This is a genomic window from Bradyrhizobium sp. SRL28 (genome assembly GCF_018596315.1).
In the GTDB taxonomy this organism is placed as follows: Bacteria; Pseudomonadota; Alphaproteobacteria; order Rhizobiales; family Xanthobacteraceae; genus Bradyrhizobium.
On sequence record NZ_JAHEAG010000013.1, the window covers coordinates 151,195 to 174,583 of the forward strand.

At 63.8% G+C, this 23,389-nt stretch carries 18 protein-coding genes and 1 pseudogene; 9 read left to right on the forward strand and 10 right to left on the reverse strand.

The window, feature by feature from the left end; genetic code table 11:
- Positions 1-18 precede the first annotated feature (18 nt).
- The 3 genes from hemH (at position 19) to KIP88_RS24295 (ending at position 2,733) form a co-directional block, all read left to right on the forward strand.
- The gene (gene hemH / locus KIP88_RS24285; protein ID WP_214490579.1) at positions 19-1,056 is read left to right on the forward strand and encodes a ferrochelatase; all 1,038 of its coding nucleotides are present in this window, start codon (positions 19-21) and stop codon (positions 1,054-1,056) included.
- 187 nt (positions 1,057-1,243) lie between these two features.
- Positions 1,244-2,242, forward strand: coding sequence for an SPFH domain-containing protein (locus KIP88_RS24290; protein WP_214490525.1), 999 nt, complete (start codon positions 1,244-1,246; stop codon positions 2,240-2,242).
- 44 nt (positions 2,243-2,286) lie between these two features.
- Positions 2,287-2,733 (forward strand): NfeD family protein, encoded by a 447-nt coding sequence (locus tag KIP88_RS24295; protein WP_214490527.1) that lies wholly within the window; start codon positions 2,287-2,289, stop codon positions 2,731-2,733.
- Here KIP88_RS24295 and KIP88_RS24300 read toward each other — a convergent pair.
- Entirely contained in the window at positions 2,730-3,071 is a 342-nt protein-coding gene (locus KIP88_RS24300; RefSeq protein WP_214490529.1) for a helix-turn-helix domain-containing protein, read from the reverse strand. The genes KIP88_RS24295 and KIP88_RS24300 overlap by 4 nt on opposite strands.
- Before the next feature lie 73 nt (positions 3,072-3,144).
- Between KIP88_RS24300 and KIP88_RS24305 the strand changes: the two genes are divergently transcribed.
- Positions 3,145-3,696, forward strand: coding sequence for a carboxymuconolactone decarboxylase family protein (locus KIP88_RS24305; protein WP_214490531.1), 552 nt, complete (start codon positions 3,145-3,147; stop codon positions 3,694-3,696).
- 134 nt (positions 3,697-3,830) lie between these two features.
- On the opposite strand, the gene KIP88_RS24310 is transcribed toward KIP88_RS24305, so the two are convergent.
- Positions 3,831-4,844: an SIS domain-containing protein gene (locus tag KIP88_RS24310; RefSeq protein WP_214490533.1), complete on the reverse strand. Its 1,014-nt coding sequence runs from the start codon at positions 4,842-4,844 to the stop codon at positions 3,831-3,833.
- Positions 4,845-5,035: 191 nt separating this feature from the next.
- Here KIP88_RS24310 and KIP88_RS24315 point away from each other — a divergent pair, with 191 nt between their 5' ends.
- Entirely contained in the window at positions 5,036-6,742 is a 1,707-nt protein-coding gene (locus KIP88_RS24315) for an outer membrane beta-barrel protein (protein ID WP_214490580.1), read from the forward strand.
- Positions 6,743-6,859: 117 nt separating this feature from the next.
- On the opposite strand, the gene KIP88_RS24320 is transcribed toward KIP88_RS24315, so the two are convergent.
- The 3 genes from KIP88_RS24320 to gltB form a co-directional block, all read right to left on the reverse strand.
- Positions 6,860-7,225: a BA14K family protein gene (locus tag KIP88_RS24320; protein WP_249790986.1), complete on the reverse strand. Its 366-nt coding sequence runs from the start codon at positions 7,223-7,225 to the stop codon at positions 6,860-6,862.
- A 234-nt stretch (positions 7,226-7,459) separates the two neighbouring features.
- The gene (locus tag KIP88_RS24325) at positions 7,460-8,917 is read right to left on the reverse strand and encodes a glutamate synthase subunit beta (protein ID WP_214490537.1); all 1,458 of its coding nucleotides are present in this window, start codon (positions 8,915-8,917) and stop codon (positions 7,460-7,462) included.
- 149 nt (positions 8,918-9,066) lie between these two features.
- Complete coding sequence (gene gltB / locus KIP88_RS24330) at positions 9,067-13,815, reverse strand: glutamate synthase large subunit (protein WP_214490538.1); 4,749 nt, start codon at positions 13,813-13,815, stop codon at positions 9,067-9,069.
- Between the two features lie 480 nt (positions 13,816-14,295).
- Between gltB and KIP88_RS24335 the strand changes: the two genes are divergently transcribed.
- A complete protein-coding gene (locus tag KIP88_RS24335; RefSeq protein WP_214490540.1) occupies positions 14,296-15,000 on the forward strand; it encodes a hypothetical protein in 705 nt (234 codons plus the stop codon).
- A 165-nt stretch (positions 15,001-15,165) separates the two neighbouring features.
- On the opposite strand, the gene KIP88_RS24340 is transcribed toward KIP88_RS24335, so the two are convergent.
- Positions 15,166-15,633 carry an Hsp20 family protein gene (locus tag KIP88_RS24340; protein ID WP_214490542.1) on the reverse strand — a complete coding sequence of 156 codons (468 nt, stop codon included), beginning with the start codon at positions 15,631-15,633 and terminating at the stop codon, positions 15,166-15,168.
- A gap of 252 nt (positions 15,634-15,885) precedes the next feature.
- Here KIP88_RS24340 and KIP88_RS24345 point away from each other — a divergent pair, with 252 nt between their 5' ends.
- On the forward strand, positions 15,886-16,833 hold the full coding sequence (locus KIP88_RS24345) for an alpha/beta fold hydrolase (RefSeq protein ID WP_214490544.1): 948 nt from the start codon (positions 15,886-15,888) through the stop codon (positions 16,831-16,833).
- Positions 16,834-16,843: 10 nt separating this feature from the next.
- Here KIP88_RS24345 and KIP88_RS24350 read toward each other — a convergent pair.
- Positions 16,844-17,506: pseudogene (locus tag KIP88_RS24350) on the reverse strand (cytochrome C); the annotation flags it as partial.
- Positions 17,507-17,660: 154 nt separating this feature from the next.
- Positions 17,661-19,475: an adenylate/guanylate cyclase domain-containing protein gene (locus KIP88_RS24355; RefSeq protein ID WP_214490547.1), complete on the reverse strand. Its 1,815-nt coding sequence runs from the start codon at positions 19,473-19,475 to the stop codon at positions 17,661-17,663.
- A gap of 186 nt (positions 19,476-19,661) precedes the next feature.
- On the opposite strand from KIP88_RS24355, the gene KIP88_RS24360 reads away from it, so the two are divergent.
- On the forward strand, positions 19,662-20,306 hold the full coding sequence (locus KIP88_RS24360) for a LysE family translocator (protein WP_249790987.1): 645 nt from the start codon (positions 19,662-19,664) through the stop codon (positions 20,304-20,306).
- Between the two features lie 71 nt (positions 20,307-20,377).
- On the opposite strand, the gene KIP88_RS24365 is transcribed toward KIP88_RS24360, so the two are convergent.
- Positions 20,378-21,130: a sulfite exporter TauE/SafE family protein gene (locus tag KIP88_RS24365; RefSeq protein WP_214490548.1), complete on the reverse strand. Its 753-nt coding sequence runs from the start codon at positions 21,128-21,130 to the stop codon at positions 20,378-20,380.
- Positions 21,131-21,350: 220 nt separating this feature from the next.
- Between KIP88_RS24365 and KIP88_RS24370 the strand changes: the two genes are divergently transcribed.
- The gene (locus KIP88_RS24370; protein WP_214490550.1) at positions 21,351-22,244 is read left to right on the forward strand and encodes a LysR family transcriptional regulator; all 894 of its coding nucleotides are present in this window, start codon (positions 21,351-21,353) and stop codon (positions 22,242-22,244) included.
- Between the two features lie 133 nt (positions 22,245-22,377).
- On the opposite strand, the gene KIP88_RS24375 is transcribed toward KIP88_RS24370, so the two are convergent.
- Positions 22,378-23,343 carry a tripartite tricarboxylate transporter substrate binding protein gene (locus KIP88_RS24375; RefSeq protein ID WP_214490582.1) on the reverse strand — a complete coding sequence of 322 codons (966 nt, stop codon included), beginning with the start codon at positions 23,341-23,343 and terminating at the stop codon, positions 22,378-22,380.
- Positions 23,344-23,389 lie beyond the last annotated feature (46 nt).

Sequence of the window (23,389 nt, forward strand, 5' to 3'; positions counted from 1 at the left end):
CGCGAAGCCATCGAAATCATGACCGCGGTCGCCCCCCTTGGACATCCAGAGCCGGCGCCGGCAGCCCAGCCGCAGCGCGTCGGCGTGCTGCTGGTCAATCTCGGCACTCCCGACACTGCGGATGCCCGGGGCGTGCGGGTTTACCTGAAGGAATTCCTCTCCGACCCGCGTGTGATCGAGGATCAGGGGCTGCGCTGGAAGCTGATCCTCAACGGCATCATTCTGCGGGTGCGTCCTGGCCGCAAGGCCCGCGACTACCGGAAGATCTGGAACACCGAGAGAGACGAATCCCCGCTCAAGACGATCACCCGCGCGCAGGCCGAAAAACTCGCGGAGGCGATCGCGGATCACGACCACGTCGTGGTCGATTGGGCGATGCGCTACGGCAACCCGTCGATCCGCTCGCGCATCGACGCGCTGACCGCGCAGGGCTGCGACCGCCTGCTGGTGGTGCCGCTCTATCCGCAATATTCGGCGGCGACCTCGGCGACCGTCTGCGACGAGGTGTTTCGCGTTTTCGCCGGTATGCGCGCGCAGCCGACGCTGCGGGTGAGTCCGCCTTACTATGACGATCCCGATTACATCGAGGCGCTCGCGGTCTCGATCAACGCGCATCTGGCGACCTTGCCGTTTCAGCCCGAACTGATCGTGGCGTCGTTTCACGGCATGCCGCAGAAGTATGTCGACAAGGGCGATCCCTATCAGGCGCAGTGCGTTGCAACAACGGACGCGCTTCGCAAATGCCTGGGCCTTGATGCCTCCAAGCTGATCCTTACATTTCAATCGCGCTTCGGCTTCGACGAGTGGTTGCAGCCCTATACGGACAAGACCATCGAAAAACTTGCGAAAGATGGTGTGAAGCGCATTGCCGTCGTGACCCCCGGCTTCTCCGCCGATTGCCTGGAGACGCTGGAAGAGATCGCGCAGGAGAATGCCGAGATTTTCAAGCACAATGGCGGCGAGCAATTTTCCGCGATTCCCTGCCTGAACGACAGCGAGCCCGGCATGGACGTCATCCGCCAGCTCGTTTTGCGCGAGCTTCAAGGCTGGATTTAGCTGCCTGAAAAATTTCCGACACCTTGTCGCCGTTCGGGCCTTGCGAACATCTGGTGGCCGCAAAGCCGTTCCCTAGCTATATAACGATAAACTGAGAACGGCCGGCCGAACCGGCGCCGCGGCCTTGCTGACTCATGATGAGAGACTGCGTCCGGCAACGCTCACCTTGCCGGCTTTGGAGGACTTTATGACTGGTTTCGACATTTTCGCGATCGCATTTGTTCTGCTCGTCATTGTCACGCTGTTTGCGGGCGTCAAGACGGTGCCGCAGGGCTATGACTGGACCATCGAGCGGTTCGGCAAATACACCCGCACGCTGGCGCCGGGGTTGAACCTCATCATTCCCTATTTCGATCGCGTCGGCCGCAAGATGAACATGATGGAGCAGGTGATCAACATTCCCGAGCAGGAGGTGATCACCAAGGACAACGCCACCGTGACGGTGGACGGCGTCGCCTTCTTCCAGGTGTTCGATGCTGCGAAGGCAAGCTACGAGGTCTCCAATCTCGAGCAGGCGATCATCGTCCTGACCATGACCAACATCCGCTCGGTGATGGGCTCGATGGACCTCGACCAGGTGCTGTCGCATCGCGACGAGATCAACGAGCGCCTGTTGCGGGTGGTCGATGCCGCGGTGTCGCCGTGGGGGCTGAAGGTCAACCGCATCGAGATCAAGGACATCGTGCCGCCGGCCGATCTGGTCGAGGCGATGGGCCGGCAGATGAAGGCTGAGCGCGTCAAGCGTGCCGACATCCTGCAGGCCGAGGGCCAGCGCCAGTCGGAAATCCTGCGCGCCGAAGGCGCCAAGCAGGGCCAGATCCTGCAGGCCGAAGGCCGCAAGGAGGCTGCATTCCGTGACGCCGAAGCGCGCGAGCGCTCTGCCGAAGCCGAGGCCAAGGCGACGCAGATGGTCTCCGAGTCCATCGCCAAGGGCGACATTGCCGCGCTGAACTATTTCATCGCCGACAAGTACATCAAGGCGTTTGGGCAGCTGGCGGATTCGCCGAACCAGAAGATCGTCATGCTGCCGATCGAGGCGATGAGCATTTTGGGGTCGCTTGCCGGCATCGGCGAGATCGCCAAGGCCACCTTCGGCGAAGCCGCGACATCAGCCGCGGCCGCACGGCGGACATCCTCGGTGCCGAACACCGGCCCGACGCCGCCGCCGGTCGCGCCGCAGCGGTAGCAGCTGATCCGGGTGGTCATACTGGTTGATGAGAGGTTCGTGTCATGGCCGAAATATTCTCTACGTTAGGCACCTGGAACTGGCTGATCTTCGGCTTCATCCTGATGGCGCTGGAGTTGCTCGCGCCGGGTGTCTTCATGTTCTGGCTCGGGCTCGCGGCGCTCCTGGTCGGGCTGTTGTCGTTTGCGATCAACCCGTCCTGGCAGACGCAGCTCCTGATGTTCGCGGTGTTCGCGGTCGCCGCCGTGCCGGCGTGGCGGCACTTTGCGCGCAGCGAGGGAAGCCGCAGCCAGAGCAACCCGTTCCTCAACAAGCGGACCGAGGCGCTGATCGGCCGCGAATTCACCCTGGAAAAGCCGATCGTCGACGGGACAGGCACGGTGCGGATCGACGACACGATCTGGCGCGTCGCCGGCCCCGACGCGCCGGCCGGCAGCCGCGTCAGGGTGGTGCAGGCCGATGGCGCGAGCCTGACGGTGGCGGCGGCTTAGCTTGCTATTCGCTTGCTCCACCGCTCGGCGAAGTGATGCAGCGGCAGAAAGCTCTCCATCAGTTCTCTGCCCAGCGGCGTGAGGCGATAGCCGTCGCTGGGCAGGAGTTCGACGAGGCCGGCCTCGCGCAGCTCCGACAGCCGGGCCTGCATCACCGTTGGCGAGGCGTCGTCGCAGGCGGTGCGCAGCGCGCGCGAGGTCAGCGGGCCGTCGCGCAGCTCCCAGACGATCCGCAAGGTCCAGCGGCGGCCCAATAGGTCGAGCAGGGCCATGACCGGCCGGCCGGTTCTGGAGCCGCGCACGGCGTTTTTCTTGGTGACAGCGGCCGGTTTCGGCATCGAAAGCCCTCTTGCATGTTGCTACAGATAATGTAGCGTGATGCTACGTTATTTGTAGCACGAGGACTTGCCCATGTCCCAGACCGCGCCGCGCATCGCGCCGCTTGAGCCGCCTTATTCACCGGAGATTGCCGCGCAGTTCGACCGCATCATGCGCGGCGCGCCGCCGCTGGTGCTGTTTCGCGTCATGGCCGGCAACGCCCGCGCCTGGGAGAAATTCCGCGCCGGCAGCCTCTTGGATCGCGGGCCGCTCTCGCTGCGGGAGCGCGAGATCGTCATCGACCGTACCTGCGCGCGAACGGGATGCGAGTATGAATGGGGCGTGCATGTCACGGCGTTTGCGGAAGCTGCACATCTGACGGAAGAACAGGTCCGGGCCACCGTGCGCGGCGCCGCGAGCGATGCGTGCTGGACGACGGCGGAACAGGCGCTGATCGCCGCCGCCGACGCGCTGCACGAGCGCGCCACGCTGAGCGATGCGGAATTCGCGGCGTTGTCGGCGCATTACGACGAGGCGCAGATATTCGAGGTCATCCTGCTGTGCGGATTCTATCGCACCGTATCGTATCTCGCGAACGGGCTGGCGCTGCCGCTGGAGGAGAAGGCGGCGAGGTTTCCGAAGTGACGGAGCCGTAGGGTGGGCAAAGCGACTTGTCCGCGGTAGCTCGAAGAGCGAAGGCGGAAGCGTGCCCACCATTCTAGCTAGTCGTGAATAGATGGTGGGCACGGCGCTAGCGCGCCTTTGCCCACCCTACAAATTCACGCTACGCCCGCGCGCAAAAAATCGTGCAGATGCACGATGCCGACCGGCTTGCCGGCGTCGGTGACGATCAGCGTCGTGATCTTCGAGGAGTTGAGGATCTCCAGTGCCTCGCCGGCCAGCACGTCGCGGTCGATCGTTTTCGGATTCCTCGTCATCACCTCGTCGACGGTAGCCGTCATCAGATCCGGGCCCATGTGGCGGCGCAAATCGCCGTCGGTGACGATGCCGGCGAGGTGTCCGCGCGCATCGACGATGCCGACGCAGCCAAAGCCCTTCGACGTCATCTCGACCAGGGCCTCGGACATTTTGGTGCCGAGGGGTTTCAGCGGCACGGCGTCGCCCGAATGCATGAGGTCGCGGGTGTATTTCAGCAGCGCGCCGAGCTTGCCGCCCGGATGCAGCACGCTGAAATCGATCGACGTAAAGCCGCGGCCTTCCAGCAGCGCAATCGCCAGTGCATCGCCGAGCGCGAGCATCATCAGCGAGGAGGTGGTGGGGGCGAGGTTATGCGGACAGGCCTCGCGTGCCTTCGGCAGCGTCAGCGCGATGTCGGCCGCCTTGGCTAGCGAGGACTCCCGCTCCGCGGTCATCGCGATCACGGAAATCCGGAACCGCGCGGCATAGCTGATCAGGTTCTTCATCTCCGGCTGCTCACCGGACCAGGACAGCGCCAGGATGACGTCCTCGGCCGTGATCATGCCGAGGTCGCCATGGCTGGCTTCGGCGGCATGAACGAAGAACGCCGGCGTGCCGGTGGAGGCAAAGGTCGCGGCGATCTTGCGGCCGATATGGCCTGATTTGCCGAGCCCGGTGACGATCAGCCGTCCCTTGGCGTTCCGGATCAGGTCGGCGGCGGCGACAAACGGCGCCCGCAGATCGGATTGCAGCGCCGCTGACAGCGCGGCGATCCCGCCGCCCTCGGCGTCGAGCGTGCGCAGGGCCGATTGGACGGCAGCGTCAGCGGTATCAGTGCCGGATGATTTTGCCATCAGCGGGTTCGGATTAGCCATGTCTGTTCCAGGAGGAGGGAGCTTCGCCCCAAAGCCCTCCATAGCATGGCCTGTCCGGTGATGCGACGCGCGCGGCGCGGCTCTCAACGGCTCATTAACCATAATTGTTTTAACTCCATTAACGAGCGTTCCTCGCGAGCGCTCGGTGCGTATCAATCAAGTGACTGTTTTTGTTGGGGTATTTTTTCATCGTGAGGGCGGGGCCAGCAACCGGCCGGAACAGCCGCGCGCGCGTCTTTCGCGCGGCCTTGCCGTGCCTTGCGCTAATCGCTTTCGCGGGAACCGCAGCGAGAGCGCAAACCGTCACGCCGGACCTGTTCAGCTCAACGCGCACCAGCCAGACGACGTCGCCGGATTCGCCACTGCGCCGGACCGCGGCGGAGGCGAACGATCCGCTCAATAGTCCGAAGCTGCAGGAGCGTGACAAGCCCGCGCCGTCGCGGATCGGACAGATACCGAAATACGGCCTGCCGGCCGCGAACGGCGCCGCCGATACGGGCTACGACTCGCTCAACCGCAAGCGCAAGAAACCGAAATACTATCCCGGGCAGGCGAGGCCAAAGCCGCCGGTCGGTCCCGGCAGCCCACCGCCGCCGATTGCGGCGAACACGCGGCTGCGGCTTTCGATCCCGCCCTCGGAATCCGCCAACAAGACGCGCATCCCGCCGGCGATGGCGGGCACGGTGGTGGGACAGCCGCCGCGCAAGCGCCTCAGGATCGACGACGATCCCTTTGGCGCGGTCGGCGACTACGCCGGCAGTTTCCTGATCAAATTCGCGGTTGAATTCTCCGGCGGCTACGACACCAATCCCGGCCGGCTTGCAGCAGCACAAGCCAAGCCGTTCTACGTGATCTCGCCGGAATTCCTGGCGGTCTCCGACTGGGAACGCCACGCGCTGGTTGCCGATCTGCGCGGCTCCTTCTCCGGCTACACCAGCAATCTCACGCCGAACGCCGACGGCACGCCGCTGTCGGCGCCGCTCGATATCGACCGCCCCAGCTTCATCGGCCATGTCGACGGCCGGCTCGACGTCAGCCGCGACACTCGCCTGGGCGCGCAGGGGCGGCTGTTCGTCTCGACCGACAATCCAGGCAGCCCGAACGTGCAGGCGGGTCTCGCCAGATATCCGATCTACACTACGGTGGGCGGCACCGTCGGCGTCGACCAGAGCTTCAACCGGCTGCAGGTTTCCGCCGGCGCCACCGTCGACCGCACCGACTACACCAACTCAAAGCTCACCGACGGCACCTCGACCACCAACGACGACCGCAACTTGACCCAGTACGGCGGCATCGGCCGCGTCAGCTATGATTTGCGGCCCGGCCTGAAGCCGTTCGTGGAAATGCAGGGCGACAGCCGCGTGCATGACATCAAGCTCGACCGCGGCGGCTACGCGCGCGATTCCGCGGGTGGTTACGTCAAGGGTGGCACCAGCCTTGAATTCTCCCGGCTGTTGACCGGCGAGATCGCCGTCGGCTACGCCGCGCGCGATTATGTCGATCCGCGGCTAAATCGCCTCGAAGGCCTGCTGGTCTCGTCCTCGCTGGTGTGGACCGCGACGCCGCTGACCACGGCAAAGTTCTATTCCGACACCACGATCACGGAGACCACGCTGCCCGGCACGTCGGGCGTGCTGACGCACGTCTACACCGTCGAAGTCGACCACGACTTCCGCCGCTGGCTGACCGCGATCGGCAAGTTCACCTGGGGGGAGCTCGACTATCAGGGCAATCCCAGGCGCGACAAGATCTACACGGTGTCGGGCGAAGCGATCTACAGAATGAACCGCAGCGTCTGGCTCAGGGGCACGCTGCGGCGCGACTGGCTGGATTCGAATTTGCCGGGGAATAGCACGGCGTCGACGGTGGTGATGCTGGGGGTGAGGTTGCAGCACTGAGGGACGCATAATGCCTTCTGATTGCGGTAAAGGCGATTCTTTGGCCCGCGGCGAATGCAAACAAAAAACCCCGGCACATCGGCCGGGGTCCTGAGAAATCCTGAAGGTATTCGCTCTCTACGGACAGGAACGACGCATGCCGTCGCGGCCCAGATAGGTCATGCTATTGGGATCGTACGAACGATAGCGCTGCATGCAATAGCTGACGGCGTCACGCCGCTGCTGCTCGGCGGCGCTCGCCGCAATCGCGCCGCCGATGATGGCCGCGCCGATTCCGATGCCGACCGCCGCGCCGACACCGTCACCCCGACCCCGGCCCCAGCCGCCGCCCCGGCCTCGCCCCCGGCCGCGCTGTGCGAAGGCCGGAGAGACGCCCGCCGCAACAAAGGCGCCGGTCGTAGCGACCATGCCGAATGCGTACATGAATAACAGAGCACCGGCCGCCAATACGCGTGTGATGCGCTGGCGCAGGGAATTGCTCATTCCTTGAGTTCTCATATTGCCGCCTTTCTCCATGATTCCAGACAATGATGCCCACCCGAGGAACGTTGAGCGTTGATCCGGATCAAGCGAGGTTGCGGGTAATCCGGTGAGGTGTCCATACACATCGCCGCATATGTGGGCTGACCCACATCCGCCAATCTTCGCGGGATTTCCCGTTCGAGGTCCATGCCAAGAAGGCCATCACTGCCGGGCTGAGCCCGGCGATGGCAACCGTTACCGCGGCAGCGTCGTCGACCCCATCAGATACTGGTCGATCGCCCGCGCGCACAAACGCCCCTCGCGGATCGCCCATACCACCAGCGACTGCCCGCGGCGCATGTCGCCGGCGGAGAACACGTTGGGCAGCGAGGTCTGGTAATCATGCGTGTTGGCGCGGACGTTGCCGCGCTGGTCGAGGTCGACGCCGAGCGTCTTCAGCATGCCCTCGTGCACCGGATGCACGAAGCCCATGGCGAGCAGCACGAGCTGCGCATCGAGATCGAACTCGGTGCCGGGCAGCGGCTTGAACTTGTCGTCGACCTGCACGCAATGCAGCTTCTGCACCTTGCCGTCGACGCCCGAGAATTTCTGCGTCAGCACCGCGAATTCGCGCTTGGCGCCTTCGGCCTGGCTCGACGAGGTCCGCATCTTCAAGGGCCAGTTCGGCCAGGTTATGCCCTTGTTCTCGTGCTCGGGCGGCGCCGGCATGATTTCGAGTTGGGTGACGGATTTCGCGCCCTGCCGGAACGAGGTGCCGATGCAGTCCGAACCGGTGTCGCCGCCGCCGATCACGACGACATGCTTGCCTTCGGCGAGAATGTCCGCGGCGTCGCCGAGCGGCTCGGAGGAAACGCGGCGATTCTGTTGCGGCAGGAAATCCATCGCAAAGTGGATACCGTCGAGGTCGCGGCCGGGGATCGGTAGATCGCGGCCGGCTTCGGCGCCGCCGGTCAATGCCACCGCGTCATACTGGTTGAGCAGTTCGCGCGGATCGATCGCGCCTTGCGAGGTGCCGCCGACATGGACGCCGTAGTGGAACGTCACGCCCTCGGCTTCCATCTGCGCCACGCGGCGGTCGATGATGTGCTTTTCCATCTTGAAGTCGGGGATGCCATAACGGAGCAGGCCGCCGGCCTTTGCGAATTTTTCATAGACATGGACGTCGTGGCCGGCGCGCGCGAGCTGCTGCGCAGCCGCAAGTCCCGCGGGTCCGGAGCCGATGATCGCGACCTTCTTGCCGGTCCTGGCGGGCGCAATCTCGGGCTTCAGCCAGCCATTGTCCCAGGCGCGATCCACAATGGCGCATTCGATGGTCTTGATGGTGACCGGGTTGTCGTCGATGTTGAGCGTGCAGGACGCTTCGCACGGCGCCGGGCAGATGCGGCCGGTGAACTCCGGGAAATTGTTGGTCGAGTGCAGGTTGCGCGAGGCTTCTTCCCAGTTGGCCTGATAGACGAGATCGTTGAAATCGGGGATCTGGTTGTTGACCGGGCAACCCGGCGTGCCCGGCGCCACCGAGCCGGTGCCGTGGCAATAGGGGATGCCGCAGTTCATGCAGCGCGCGGCCTGGTCGCGGGTGTCCTTCTCGCTTAAGGGAATGACGAATTCGCGATAATGCTTCAAACGATCGGCAACCGGCGCATACTTGCGGTCATGCCGGTCGATTTCCAGAAAACCTGTGATCTTGCCCATTAAACCTGATGCCCCTGCATCTCTCGTTCGTATCTATTTTGTTTCCGTCATCCACCGTCATTGCGAGGAGCGCTGGCGACGAAGCAATCCATGGTTCGGCTTTGGCGCTATGGATTGCTTCGCTGCGCTCGCAATGACGGGCTTGTGTACTAAGCCCCGATCGCGATTTTTGGCTCGGCGTCGGCGTTCGCCTTCATTTCCTTCAGGGCGCGGCGGTATTCCACCGGCATCACCTTGCGGAATTTCAGGAGCCACGTCTTCCAATCGGCAAGGATCTCGGCCGCCTTCTTCGAGCCGGTCAGCTTGGCGTGGCGCGTGATCAGGATGTGCAGCCGCTCGATATCGGACTCCAGCAGATTGGCGAACACGTCGACCCGGCCATGCGCCTCGAGATCGCCGGAGTGATTGTAGGTGCCGGCGTTGATCAGCTCTTCCGACAAAACCGGCTCGAGTTCGACCATCGAGAGGTTGCAGAGCTTTTCGAAGTCGCCGGCCTCGTCCAGCACATAGGCGACGCCTCCCGACATGCCGGCCGCGAAGTTGCGCCCGGTCTTGCCCAGCACCACGACGATGCCGCCGGTCATGTATTCGCAGCAATGATCGCCGGCGCCTTCGACGACCGCGATTGCGCCGGAGTTACGTACCGCGAAGCGCTCGCCGGCGATGCCGCGGAAATAGCATTCGCCCTCGATCGCGCCGTACATCACCGTGTTGCCGACGATGATGGATTCCTCCGGAACGATGCCGGAATTCCGCGGCGGCTTGACGATGATGCGGCCGCCCGACAGGCCCTTGCCGACATAGTCGTTGCCTTCGCCTTCGAGATCGAAGGTGACGCCGCGCGCCAGCCATGCGCCGAACGCCTGGCCCGCGGTGCCCTTCAGGCTGACATGAATGGTGTCATGCGGCAGTCCGGCATGGCCGTAGATCTTTGCGACTTGGCCCGACAGCATCGCACCGGCGGAGCGGTCGGTGTTGTTGATCTCTTCCTCGATTCTCACCGGCGCGCCGCGGTCGAGCGCGGCCTGCGCCTTGTCGATCAGGCGGCGGTCGAGCACCTTCTCAAGGTGATGGTTCTGGGCCTCGGCGTGATAGATCTTCTGGCCGGGCAGTTCCTTCTGCCGCACGAACAGTTTTGAGAAATCGAGCCCCTTGGCCTTCCAGTGCGCCACCAGCGTGGACTGGTCGAGCATCTGGGTCTGACCGACCATCTCGTCGAACTTCTTGTAGCCGAGCTGCGCCATGATCTCGCGCACTTCCTCGGCGACGAAGAAGAAGTAGTTGATGACGTGTTCGGGCTGGCCGGTGAAGCGCTTGCGCAGCACCGGATCCTGCGTCGCGACGCCGACCGGACAGGTGTTGAGGTGGCACTTGCGCATCATGATGCAGCCGGCCGCGATTAGCGGCGCGGTGGCGAAACCGAATTCATCCGCGCCCAAGAGCGCGCCGATCACGACGTCGCGTCCGGTGCGGAAGCCGCCGTCGACCTGGACCACGATGCGGCTGCGCAGCCGTTCGCGCACCAGCGTCTGGTGGGTTTCGGCAAGACCGATTTCCCAGGGGCTGCCTGCGTGCTTGATCGAGGTGAGGGGGGAGGCACCGGTGCCGCCCTCGAAGCCCGCGATGGTGACGTGGTCGGCGCGCGCTTTCGCGACGCCCGCGGCCACCGTGCCGACGCCGATTTCGGAAACCAGCTTGACCGAGACCTGTCCGTCCGGATTGACGTTCTTGAGGTCGTAGATCAGCTGCGCCAGATCCTCGATCGAATAGATGTCGTGATGCGGCGGCGGCGAGATGAGGCCGACGCCGGGCGTCGAATGCCGCACGCGCGCAATCGTCGCGTCGACCTTGTGGCCGGGCAATTGGCCGCCTTCGCCGGGCTTGGCGCCCTGCGCCATCTTGATCTGCATCATGTCGGAGTTGACGAGGTATTCCGTCGTCACGCCGAAGCGGCCCGAGGCGACCTGCTTGATCGCCGAGCGCATGCTGTCGCCGTTCGGCAGCGGCTTGAAGCGATCGGACTCTTCGCCGCCTTCGCCGGTGTTCGACTTGCCGCCGATCCGGTTCATCGCGATCGCGAGCGTGGTGTGCGCCTCGCGCGAGATCGAACCGAACGACATGGCTCCCGTGGCGAAACGCTTGACGATTTCGGCGGCCGGCTCGACCTGGTCGAGCTTCACCGGCTTGCGCTTCTCGTCGTCGGCGGTCCTGATCCGGAACAGGCCGCGCAGCGTCAACAGCCGCTCGGACTGCTCGTTGAGGATCTTTGCGAAGGCACGGTAGCGTTCGTGCGAATTGCCGCGCACGGCATGCTGCAGCGTCGAGACGGATTCAGCAGTCCAGGCATGGTCCTCGCCGCGGGTGCGGTAGGCATATTCGCCGCCGACATCGAGCGCGGTCTTGTAAACCTGCGCGTCGCCGAACGCGTCCGTATGACGGCGCGCGGTTTCCTCGGCGATTTCGGCGAGGCCCACGCCCTCGATGCGGGTGTGGGTGCCGACGAAATACTTCGCGACGAAATCGGCCTTCAGCCCGACGGCGTCAAAAATCTGCGCGCCGCAATAGGACTGATAGGTCGAGATGCCCATCTTGGACATCACCTTCAGCAGGCCCTTGCCGATCGACTTGATGTAGCGCTTGACGATCTCATAGTCGTCGAGCGATCCGGGCAGGCGGTCCTTCATCGCGATGATGGTTTCGAACGCCAGGTACGGATTGATCGCCTCGGCGCCGTAGCCGGCCAGACACGCGAAATGATGCACTTCGCGCGGTTCGCCTGATTCGACGACGATGCCGACCGAAGTGCGCAGGCCGGTGCGGATCAGATGATGATGTACGGCGGCGCAGGCGAGCAGCGAGGGGATCGGAATCCGGTCCGAGCCCGCCATGCGGTCGGACAGGATGATGATGTTGACGCCTTCGCGCACCGCGCCTTCGGCGCGCGCGCAGAGTTCATCGAGCACCTGCTCCATCCCCGCCGCGCCGAAGCCGGCGTGGAAGGTGGTGTCGAGCGTGCGCGACTTGAAATGGGTATCCGCGACATCGGAGATCGAGCGGATCTTTTCCAGGTCCGCGTCGGTCAGGATCGGCTGGCGCACTTCGAGCCGCTTGGTCGAGGCCATGCCCTGCAGGTCGAACAGGTTCGGCCGCGGCCCGATGATCGAGACGAGGCTCATCACGAGCTCCTCGCGGATCGGGTCGATCGGCGGGTTGGTGACCTGCGCGAAATTCTGCTTGAAATACGTGAAGAGCGGCTTCGGCCGGTCCGACAGCGCCGAGATCGGCGTGTCGTTGCCCATCGAGCCCGCGGCTTCTTCGCCGGTGGCCGCCATCGGCGTCATCAGGATGTTGATATCTTCCTGGCTGTAGCCAAATGCCTGCTGACGGTCGAGCAGCGGCAGGTTCGAGCGCATGCCCTTGACGGGCGCGGCGGGCAATTCTTCCAGCACGAGCTGCGTGCGATGCAGCCAGTCGCTGTAGGGATGGCTCTTGGCCAGCGTCGCCTTGATCTCGTCGTCTGGAATGAGGCGTCCCTGTTCGAGGTCGACCAGCAGCATCTTGCCGGGCTGCAGCCGCCACTTGGTGACGATCTGGTCCTCGGGGATCTTCAGCACGCCCATTTCGGACGCCATCACGATGCGGTCGTCCTTGGTGACGAGATAGCGCGCCGGACGCAGCCCGTTGCGGTCCAGCGTTGCGCCGATCTGGCGGCCGTCGGTGAAGGCGATTGCGGCGGGGCCGTCCCACGGCTCCATCAGGGCTGCGTGATATTCGTAGAAGGCGCGGCGCTGCTCATCCATCAGGGGATTGCCGGCCCACGCTTCCGGAATCATCATCATGACAGCGTGCGGCAGCGAGTAGCCGCCCTGCACCAGAAATTCGAGCGCGTTGTCGAAGCAGGCGGTGTCGCTCTGCCCTTCGTAGGAGATCGGCCAGAGACGGTTGATGTCCTTGCCGTAGAGCTCCGAATGGACGGAAGCCTGGCGCGCCGCCATCCAGTTGACGTTGCCGCGCAGCGTGTTGATTTCGCCGTTGTGGGCGATCATCCGGTACGGATGCGCCAGCGACCAGGTCGGGAAGGTGTTGGTCGAGAAGCGTTGATGCACCAATGCCAGCGCGCTCTCGAAATCTTTTTCATGCAGGTCGGGATAGTACTTGCCGAGCTGGTCGGCGAGGAACATGCCTTTGTAGATCACGGTGCGGCACGACAGTGAGACCGGGTAATAGCCGGCCATGCCGCGGTCGCGGCGCTGATAGATCGCCTGCGAGATCGACTTGCGCAGGATGTAGAGCCTTCGCTCGAACTCTTCGTCGGTCTTCGCCGTGCCGTTGCGGCCGATGAACACCTGCATGTGGTAGGGCTCGGTCGGCTTGACGGTTTCGCCGAGCGAGACGTTGTCGGACGGCACGTCGCGCCAGCCGAGCAGCACAAGGCCCTCTTCCTTGATCTGTTCGGCGATGATGCTCTGGATCACCTTTCGCCACGCCGTTTCCTTCGGCATGAACAGCGCGCCGATCGCGTAGTGGCCGGGCTCCGGCAGCTTGAAGCCGATCTCGGCGGCCTTGCGCGCGAAGAATGCGTGCGGGATCTGCACCAGAATGCCGGCGCCGTCGCCGGCGCGCGGATCGGCGCCGACTGCGCCGCGATGTTCGAGGTTGCAGAGAATGCTGATCGCGTCGGAGACGATCTGATGCGACTTCTTGCCCTTGATGTTGGCGATGAAGCCGACGCCGCAGGAATCCTTCTCCATCGAGAGGTCGTACATGCCCTCGGCCGGCGGGCGCCAATCGTGCTCGCGCGGAGAATCTTCAAGCAAAGTATCGGCCGGTTTCGAAGCCGCGGTCGCCGACAGTGCTTCTGTCACGATGTTTTCGCGCTCGAAATCCGACCCGCTCATCTCATTCCTCTCAAAAAGGCTAAGGGCCTCACCGCATCGTCGGCGCACCTTGGACGCTTGCGGCACCCACCGGGCCACCGCTCGTCCTCCGCGAGCCGCAATTTCTTAAATTCAGGCTTGGGCGTTCAACGTCCCTGAGGAACGGCCTTGCCTGCACTGCCCTGGAGCTCGTGGCGCCACGGTTTCGTTGCAATCCCTGTGCCGGGACGGCCCCGCAATTGAGACAGTGATACTGTCCTAACTCCGACCATGCCAAATTTTTGTCTATCACACAAGCGCGTGAAAGTCCTCGCCCGCATGCGGATCGGCGCTTGGCGGCCGGGGAAAAAACCACCGGCGCGGGTTTGCGGCAGCGGTGCCCCGATCCGGCCCAAGGACCGCCGGATTTCGCAATGAAATATTGGCACGGGCCGGCAGGCGAGGGCGCGAAAATGCTCCCGCTCGGGCCGGCGGCTGCGGGGCTTACAGGAGCTTTCGGTGATGAAGTTGTTCACGGGATCTTTGGCGGCGGGGCTGGTCCTTCTTGCGGGCGGTGTGCAGGCGCAGGTGCCGGGGCCTTACAGAGCGGTATCGGATTTCGATGCAGTAGCGCCGTCCCCGGTTCCCGGGCCGCAGTACGTACCCGGCCCACACTACGGACCCGGGCAGCCGTACGGATATGGCCCCGGCCCCGGTTTGCTGCCGTCGACGGAAGTCTATTCCGTGCTGCGCGACAACGGATTCTCGCCGCTCGGTATCCCCAGGCTGCGCGGCGTCGTCTACACGATCGCGGTGATCGACCGCGGCGGCGAGGACGGCCGGCTGATGATCGACGCGCGCAATGGCCGGATTATTCGTTTCGTGCCGGCTTACCGCATGGGCGGCGACAATTACTACGAAGACCAGAGTACCCTCGGTGGACCCTCCGTGGCGCAGCCGCCGCAGGCCCAAGCGCCGGACCCTGTCCAGGCCGCGCCGCGGCCGTCACGGCCGGCCCATGTTGCGAGCCGCGCGGTGCCGATGCCGAAGGCCAGCCCGATCGCCGCCAAGCCTGCGCCGGCACCAGTCCAGCAGGCGGCAGCGCCTGCCCCGAAACCGGCCGCGGTGTCGGCAGCGGCCCCGGTGACAACCGGCTCGGCTCCAGCCAAGCCCGCCCCGCAGATTGCTCCGACCCAGGACATGCCCACCGCGCAGGGGCTGGAGTGAAGCACCGTAGCCCGGATGGAGCGCAGCGAAATCCGGGGTGACTTTATTCGCGAGAAGGACCCGGATTGCGCAGCGCTCCATCCGGGCTACGAACCCACAAAAAACGCCCCGGTTTTCCGGGGCGTTTTCGCGTTCAGCCAATACCGGCTGAAAACCTTGACCGCCTTACGCGGCGACCGAAGCGTCGACCACCTGCGGGGCCTTCGCGCCTGAGTTGATCGGAATGCTGCGCGGCTTCTTGGCCTCGGGAATCTCGCGGACGAGATCGACGTGGAGCAGGCCGTTCTCGAGCGAAGCGTTCTTCACCTGCACGAAATCGGCAAGCTGGAAGATGCGCTCGAAGGCACGCGCGGCGATGCCGCGGTAGAGCACTTCGGCGTTGTCCTTGCCGTTCTCGTTGGCGGTTTTTTCGCCCTTGATCGTCAGCGTGTTTTCCTTCGCGACGATCGAAAGCTCGCCTTGCGAGAAGCCGGAGACCGCAACGCTGATGCGGTAGGCGTTCTCGCCGGTGCGTTCGATATTGTAGGGGGGATAACCGGGGCTGCCGTCTGACGTCGCCTGATCGAGCAGGTTGAAGAAGCGGTCGAAGCCGACGGTGGAACGGTAAAACGGAGTGAGATCGTAGGTACGCATAGGTAGTCCTCCATTGAGCGACTGTTTCAAGTAACCCGCCCGCCATCGGGCCGGGCTTTAGTCTTCGTGCAGCCTCAGAGTTTTGGAGCCTTGGCTTTGAGAGCCTTGGGATTCGGTTCCGAAACGCTGGTAGCGGCCTGCACAGAAATGATATGGGAGGGGTGAAACGGCGTTCAAGAGTGGCGAAACCAGCTCCTTTTTTGCGCTCCCCGCCTTGATTTCAAGCTCTTTTCACCTACCCGGTTCCTCCTCATGACGCTTGTCTCGATCCCTGCCAACCCGGTTCCGGAGGATGTCGTCTCAGGCACCATCAAGACGCCCGACGGCGCGGAATTGCGGTTCGCGCGCTGGGCGCCGCCGGCGGGGCGCAAGGGCACGGTCTGCGTCTTCACCGGGCGCAGCGAGCCGATCGAAAAGTATTTCGAGACGGTGCGGGACTTGCGCGATCGCGGATTTGCGGTGGCGATGATCGACTGGCGCGGCCAGGGGCATTCCTCGCGCCGCCTGCGCGATCCGCGCAAGGGCTATGTCCGCGACTTCTCCGATTACGAAGTCGACGTCGAAACCTTCGTGCAGCAGGTGGTGCTGCCCGACTGCCCGCCGCCCTTTTTCGCGCTGGCGCATTCGATGGGCGGCGCGGTCATGCTGCGGGTGGCGCGTGCGGGAAAACGCTGGTTTGACCGCATGGTGCTGTCGGCGCCGATGATCGACCTGCCGGGACGCAGGACCGCGTTGCCGACGCGGGCGTTGCTGCGGGTCATGCGGCTGATGGGGCAGGGCGGCCGCTACGTGCCCGGCGGCAGCGACGCGCTGACCGGAACGGAATCCTTCATCAACAACCCCTTCACCAGCGATCCCGTGCGCTACGCCCGCAACACCGCGATCCTGGAAGAAGATCCGACGCTGGGCATCGGTTCGCCGACGGTGGCCTGGGCCGATACCGCGTTCAGGGCGATGAATACCTTTCGCGGCATGACCTACCCGTCCGAGATCCGCCAGCCGATCCTGATGCTGGCCGCCAGCAACGACAGCATTGTTTCCACGGCCGCAATCGAAGAGTTCGCCTATCATCTGCGCGCCGGCTCGCATCTGGTGATCGCGGGCTCCAGGCACGAGATCCTGCAGGAGCAGGACCGCTACCGCTCGCAATTCTGGGCGGCGTTCGACGCCTTCGTTCCGGGCACGCCGCTGTTCAAGTGAGGCCTCAGCGCGAGGCCGGCTTCGGCAGCCGCTTGGTGATCCGCTCGGGCAATCGCCGCTCCACGAACAGCGTCCTGACTTCGGCGACGCTGAGGTAACGCGCCTCGCCTTCGCCCTTGCCGAGGATCTTCAGCAGCACCGGCCATTCGCCCTTCATGAGCATGGGGTAGTACCAGCGCGCCGCATCGCCGTCGCGCTTGATATTGGCCTTCATGAAAGTGTCGATCTCTTTCGCCGTCAGCCCGCGCTCGACGCCCCCTGAAGGATCCTTGTAGTCCTTGCCGAAGCCGGCGAGCCAGGCGATTTCGTCCTCATGAACCTTCGCATCGACGTCGAGAATGCGCGAACCGCCGCCGTGCTTGTCGAGCGGGCCGTCGCGCAGTTCGTCCAGCACCGCGCCGGAGGTTGCGCTTTTCAATACGCGCAGCGGTCCGAGACCGTTCGCGATGACGGCGACCAGCCAGGTTGCCAGCCGGACCTTCTTTTTGCCGGGGCCGGTTTGCCCGCTCGCGTCTCCGACGATTTCGGACAGTTTCGAAAGCGGCACGGCGTGGCCGCCGACATAACCATTGGCGACCAGCGCGCGCAAAAACGGGCAGGGATTGTTGGGTGAAACGGGGATCTGCCCGGTAGGTGCGGTGCCCGGAGCGGTACCGATGCGGTCGTCAGGCATGGGTTAAATCCTCAAAGGCATCGAATAAGAAAAAGCATCCGCTCCGATCGGAAGCGAAAAACGGTCAAAAAGGAATTTAGAGGCGCGCTACTTCAGCGTGTAGGCAAGTTTTGGCGGAATTCGACGCCGTGTCAACCGACTGGCTCACACACGCTCAGGAATCTGCGGCGAGCCTTGGAGAGGATTCGACGAGAGTCAATTTGCTGAAGGGGATGCCGGCTTTCACAAGGCCGTCACGGTAATGGGCAATGTCGGCCGGCATCTTCCAGTTAAAATTGCGCAGGTGCCGGTCGACGGTCAGGCCGGGATAGTTGCTTAGCAGAACCTCGGCGGCGTTTACTGCTTCTGCAGTCCGGCCCAATTGAGCCAGGGCTGCCGCCCGGATCGCGAGTGCCTGAAGGTGATTGGGATTCACATAAAGCTGTTCGCGCGCCCATGACACCGAAGCGTCATACTGCCCGAGCAGGTAATGGGCGAACGCGTTCACGGCCGCCCATTGATACCGGGGATCGTTGTTGCCGCTCTGGGCCGCCGTCGTAAACAGTTCGATGGCGTGCCGGTGTTCGCCGGAGACGAGATGACACACCCCGAGCACGCCGCGGGCGCCCATATCATACGGATTGAGCCCGACCGCCCGCTTGGCAGCATCCATCGCCGCCTCGTAATGCCCTTCCGCCGCGTGCACATAGGCGAGAATCTGAAACGCAAAGGACGAACGGGGATCGAGCCGGACGCTGCTCTCCGCAAGGACCATCGTGGAATCCCACACTTCGCGCGTGCCCTTGATCCACCCGAGCTGGATGCCCTGAGCCTGGATGGTGGCGAGATAGGCGCGCGCGATCGACAGCGTCGGATCGAGCGCGATGGCTTCCTTGAACAGCACGATCGAGGTTTCGACATCGGCCTTGGTCTGCAGGTAATAGTAGGACAGCCCCTTGAGGAAGCGATCCCATGCAGTGATGTCGTTCGACGACGAGCGGGGCGGGGCGGAGGCCTCCGCCCGGTAGATCTCGGCTGCGATCGCCGCGGACAGGCTGGTGGTAAGCTCGTCCTGCATCGCGAACAGGTCGCCGATGTCGCGGTCGAACCGGCCAGTCCATAATTGTTCGCCGGTCTCGGGCGCGATCAGTTCCGCGGTGACGCGAATCTTGGTCGCCGCGCGACGGACCGAGCCCTGGATCAGGTAGCTCGCATCGATCTCGCGCGCGATCAGGCGCGTGCTCACATTCCTGCCTTTGAAGGAGAAGGTCGAGTTGCGGCTCAGCACGCGGTAGAACGATTGCAGCGAAAGCGCGTGGATCAGGTCCTCGGTCAGCCCGTCGGAAAAATACTCGTCCGCGCTTTCGCTCAGATTCGCGAACGGCAGCACGCCCACGATCGCCGTCCGATACTGGGCCGGAAGATTGGTGACCGATGTTTCGGTCGAGGCTTTGGGCTTGGGGCCGGTGGCGTCGGAGCCGGCGGGTTGCCAGGTCCAGACGTGGATCGGCTCGTCGATGTTCTTGAACCGGTGGGGGCCGGCATCGGCGAGCGTGACGCTGAGACGCTTGCCGGCTTCATGACAAGCCTTGCCCGAAACCGCCACGCCGCCGGGGGCGGCGACCGATTCGAGGCGGACGGCGATGTTGACGTCGTCGCCGAACACCTCGTCCTCGTCGGCCATCACATCGCCCATATGGATGCCCATGCGGAACTGCATGGATCGATCGGCAGGGAGGTGCTCGTTGCGCTCGGCCATCACCATCTGCATCGCGATCGCGGCCTCGATGGCGCCGACGATAGAGGGAAATTCAAGGAGGAAGCCGTCGCCGGTGTTCTTCACCAGGCGGCCGCCGTGATTGAGGATGATCGGGTAGATCGCGGTGCGATGGGCCTTGAACGTGGCGTGCGTCCCCGCCTCGTCGGCCCCCATCATGCGGGAATAGCCGGCGACGTCAGCGCAGACGATGGCTGCCAAGCGTCTTTCCATATCGCACTATATCCCCAACGGCGCCGGAATGGGCGAGATAACCACTACGTGGTCGGTCGACCGATTCCAATGTTTATAAAATATGCGCAATCTGGTGGAAGCCCGATTTGCTCATGATAGTACTGCAAACCGTCTAGAAATGGCACACGCGCAAATAAGAGCAGGTAGGGTCAGGGAACCGGTCAAATGATGGTTGAGACGCTCGGCATTCACGAACTCTGGCTTTTCATCCTCTCCGGGTTGTTGCTCAACATCACGCCGGGGCCGGACACGGCCTATATTATCGGCCGCAGCATCCAGTTCGGATGGCGCGGCGGGGTGGCGGCGGCGACCGGTATCTGCTGCGGCTGTCTGGTCCATGTGTTCGGCGCCGCTATCGGCCTGTCGGCGCTGTTGATGGCGTCATCTGCCGCCTTCACGGTGCTGAAATGGGCCGGTGCCGCCTATCTGCTGTTTACGGGCGTCCAGATGCTGCTGTCGAGGCCGCAGCCGATTGCCGAGGCGGCGGCCGTCACCGAAACGTCACTTTCGCGCGTGTTCTGGCAGGGCGCGCTGACCAACGTGCTCAATCCGAAGGTGGCGCTGTTCTTCCTGGCCTTCCTGCCGCAATTCGTGGCCGCGGACTCCAGTCACAAGACGTTGGCCTTTCTGACCCTGGGTATGATCTTCATTTCCACCGGCACGCTGTGGTGCCTCGGACTTGCCGCCTTCGCCGCCAGGGCGGCCCGGCGCATCAGGCAATCGGCCAATGTGATGGCTTGGATCAACCGCGTGCTCGGCGGGCTGTTCGTCTATCTCGGCATCCGAGTCGCGATGCTGGAGGCGCGCTGAGGTCAGGTCGCCTACCTGGAGAATTCCTTGGCAAGGAATGAGTGGGTTTCCCGCAAGGCTTCGTGAGAAAGTTACGACATCAGTTTCGCAAGCGCATTGCTGGCGAGATAGAGGCCGAGAACAATCATGCCGATCTGGAACCAGCGCCGGAAGACATCCGGCTGCAGCCAAGTCCGCACCGCCTGTCCGATAAACATGCCGGCAAAGGATGCTGCCATGGCGACCGCGCCGGGCAGTGCGGTTGCCGCCGTCAGCAGACCGGCGCCGGTGAGGTTGAGGCCAAGCGCCAGGGTCGCGACCGTGAAGAACACGCCCAATGCCTGGATCAGCTCTTCCTTCTCCATGCCGATCGCCTGCAGGAACGGCACCGACGGAATGACCTGCACGCCCGTTGCCGCAGAGATCATGCCGGTGATCAGCCCGACGATGCCGCCGACCCATTTTTCGTTTTGGCGGGCAACGGTGAAATCGAATTTGCAGAGGCCGATGACGGCATTGATCGCCAGCAACAGGCCTAGTGCGATGGTGGTATAGCGCGCATAGGGCCCGGTCAGCGACCCTGCATTGAGCCAGACGCCGGCGGCCGTTCCGGCCAGCAATGGCCATAGCCGCCGGAAAATATCGCGCAGATAAGGACCGCCGAAGGTTTGCCAGATGTTGGTGACGATCGCCGGCACGATGACGATGGCGATCGCCTGGGCCGGCGGCATCGACACCGCAAGCAGGCCCATCGACACCGTCGGCAGGCCGAGCCCGAGTGCGCCCTTCACGAAGCCCGCGAGCAGGAAGGTGGCGGTAACGAGAAGAAGCAGAGAATCCAACATGGGGCGACATTGACCTATCGCCGTAATGGGCACAATCTGGAGATTACGGAGACAGCCTTCGGCTGATGCGAAGGCTGTTTCCTCGTCATTGCCTGCGACAAACGCGAAGCGTTTGCGCAAGGGAGCGTAAGCGACGAAGCAATCCGTCTATCTGCCATGCCGTGCGATGGATTGCTTCGCTTCGCTCGCAATGACGGCTTCAACACCGTCAGGAATCCCGATGCGTTTCGATCTGGTCGACCTTCAGCTCTTCATCGCGGTGGCGGAGACGCGCAGCATCACCAACGGCGCGGCAAAGGTTCATCTCGCGCTGGCTTCGGCCAGTGAGCGGATCAAGGGGCTGGAGGAGGCGCTCGGCGTTGCGCTGCTGACGCGCGGCCGGCGCGGTGTTGAGCTGACGCCGGCCGGTGAAAGCCTGCTCGATCATGCCAGGGTCGTGCTCCACAATGTCGAGGCGATGCGCGGCGATCTCCTGGCCTTTGCCAGTGGCGCGAAGGCCACCGTCCGCTTCCTCGCCAACACGTCGGGGCTTTCGGAATATCTGCCGAAGACACTGGCGGCTTTTCTGGCCGCGCATCCCCACATTTCGATCGATGTCGAGGAACGCGAAAGCTCCGACATCGCCCGCGCCATCGTCATCGGTTCCGCCGACCTCGGGCTCGCCGCCGAACACGCGCTTGCAGACAATATCGAGCGGATGCCGTTCAGCGAAGATCGCCTGGTTCTGGTCACCGCGCGCGAGGACGAACTGGCGAACCGGCGGCAGGTTGATTTCAGCGACGTGGTGAAGCGCGATTTCGTCGGACTGATAGGTTCGATCGCATTGCACGCCCATATCAGCATGCACGCGGCGCGGCTCGGCGCGCGTCTGCGGTTTCGCGCGCGGCTGAACAGTTTCGATGCGATCGGCCAGATGGTTGCCGCCGGCATCGGGATTGGCGTGATGCCTGAAGTCGCGGCAAAACGATGCGCGCGATCGATGAAGATCAATGTCGTCAGGATCAGGGACTCCTGGGCCAACCGGAAGCTCGTGATCTGTGCGCGGAGTTTTCGGGCGCTGCCCAGGCCCGCGCAGCAACTGGCGGAGCATTTGCGCAAATCTGCGCCGCGTTGAATACGTGAAGGAGAACGAAAATGTTCAAAGTCTGCGGATTCCGCAGCTCGTTCAACGTCCAGCACATCATGATTTCATTTGGAGAGTTGCGTGGAGGCCTGCTTGATTCTTAACGGGACCTCGAAGCCGGACGTCATTTGCCCGTGGCAAGGCCGGCGGCCTTGATGACGCGCGCCCACTTTTGGGTCTCGGTGCCGATGTAATCGCGAAAATGCCCCGGCGTATCGCCTGCAACCGTCAGGCCCTGATCGGCGAGCTTCTGCTTCACCTGCGGATCGTTCATAGCCTCGTTGGCGACGCGGTTCAGGGTGACGATGATCGCCTCGGGCGTCCCACCCGGCGCGATCATCCCGTACCAGTTTTCGATCAGGAGATCCGGCATGCCGACCTCCGCGGTGGTCGGCACGTCAGGTGAGGTGGGCGCGCGTTTCGGAGCGCCAAGCGCAATCGGGCGCAGGGTGCCGGCCTTGATATGCGGCAGCAGCACCGGCAAATCGAGGAACGCCATCTGCACCTGCTGGCCGAGCAGGTCGTTGATGGCGGGCGCAGCGCCCCGGTAGGGCACGTGCACGATGTCGATCCTGGCCGTCAGCTTGAGCAGTTCACCGGCAAGATGCGGCAGGCCGCCGACGCCGGCGGATGCGAAATTGAGTTTTCCGGGCTGGGCCTTGGCGAGCGCGATCAGCTCCTTCATGTCGCCGGCGGGAACGTTGCTGGCGACAACCAGCATTTCCGGCACCGTGGTCACCAGCGTGACGGGCGCAAAGTCCTTCGTCACGTCGTAGGGCACCTTTTCCATCGTCGGGTTGATGACCAGCGCGCTCGCGCTCACGATGCCGATCGTGTAGCCGTCGGGCACTGCCTTGGCGATTGCATCGGTGCCGAGCACGCCGGCCTGACCGCCGCGATTGTCGATCAGAACCGGCTGCTTCGTGATCTCGGACATGCGCTGGCCGACCAGACGAGCGATGATGTCGTTAGGGCCGCCAGGTGGGAACGGCACGATCAGCCGGATCGGTTTGTTCGGGAAATCCTGCGCTGCCGCCGCCGCCGGCAGCAGCACGGACAATCCAGTGAGAAGCACGCGAAGAGCCTTCATGAAAGCCTCCGGTAACTTTGTCACGGCCGGGCCAGCGCGATATCGC

Bases quoted from the DNA above. Each gene is read 5' to 3' on its own strand.
- KIP88_RS24305 (WP_214490531.1), top strand. From the start codon at position 3,145: ATGTCCCAGACCGCGCCGCGCATCGCGCCGCTTGAGCCGCCTTATTCA.
- KIP88_RS24370 (WP_214490550.1), top strand. From the start codon at position 21,351: ATGCGTTTCGATCTGGTCGACCTTCAGCTCTTCATCGCGGTGGCGGAG.
- KIP88_RS24325 (WP_214490537.1), bottom strand. From the start codon at position 8,917: ATGGGCAAGATCACAGGTTTTCTGGAAATCGACCGGCATGACCGCAAG.
- KIP88_RS24310 (WP_214490533.1), bottom strand. From the start codon at position 4,844: ATGGCTAATCCGAACCCGCTGATGGCAAAATCATCCGGCACTGATACC.
- KIP88_RS24340 (WP_214490542.1), bottom strand. From the start codon at position 15,633: ATGCGTACCTACGATCTCACTCCGTTTTACCGTTCCACCGTCGGCTTC.
- KIP88_RS24365 (WP_214490548.1), bottom strand. From the start codon at position 21,130: ATGTTGGATTCTCTGCTTCTTCTCGTTACCGCCACCTTCCTGCTCGCG.
- KIP88_RS24295 (WP_214490527.1), top strand. From the start codon at position 2,287: ATGGCCGAAATATTCTCTACGTTAGGCACCTGGAACTGGCTGATCTTC.
- gltB (WP_214490538.1), bottom strand. From the start codon at position 13,815: ATGAGCGGGTCGGATTTCGAGCGCGAAAACATCGTGACAGAAGCACTG.
- KIP88_RS24320 (WP_249790986.1), bottom strand. From the start codon at position 7,225: ATGAGCAATTCCCTGCGCCAGCGCATCACACGCGTATTGGCGGCCGGT.
- KIP88_RS24360 (WP_249790987.1), top strand. From the start codon at position 19,662: ATGATGGTTGAGACGCTCGGCATTCACGAACTCTGGCTTTTCATCCTC.
- KIP88_RS24290 (WP_214490525.1), top strand. From the start codon at position 1,244: ATGACTGGTTTCGACATTTTCGCGATCGCATTTGTTCTGCTCGTCATT.
- KIP88_RS24375 (WP_214490582.1), bottom strand. From the start codon at position 23,343: ATGAAGGCTCTTCGCGTGCTTCTCACTGGATTGTCCGTGCTGCTGCCG.
- KIP88_RS24335 (WP_214490540.1), top strand. From the start codon at position 14,296: ATGAAGTTGTTCACGGGATCTTTGGCGGCGGGGCTGGTCCTTCTTGCG.
- KIP88_RS24345 (WP_214490544.1), top strand. From the start codon at position 15,886: ATGACGCTTGTCTCGATCCCTGCCAACCCGGTTCCGGAGGATGTCGTC.
- hemH (WP_214490579.1), top strand. From the start codon at position 19: ATGACCGCGGTCGCCCCCCTTGGACATCCAGAGCCGGCGCCGGCAGCC.
- KIP88_RS24300 (WP_214490529.1), bottom strand. From the start codon at position 3,071: ATGCCGAAACCGGCCGCTGTCACCAAGAAAAACGCCGTGCGCGGCTCC.
- KIP88_RS24355 (WP_214490547.1), bottom strand. From the start codon at position 19,475: ATGGAAAGACGCTTGGCAGCCATCGTCTGCGCTGACGTCGCCGGCTAT.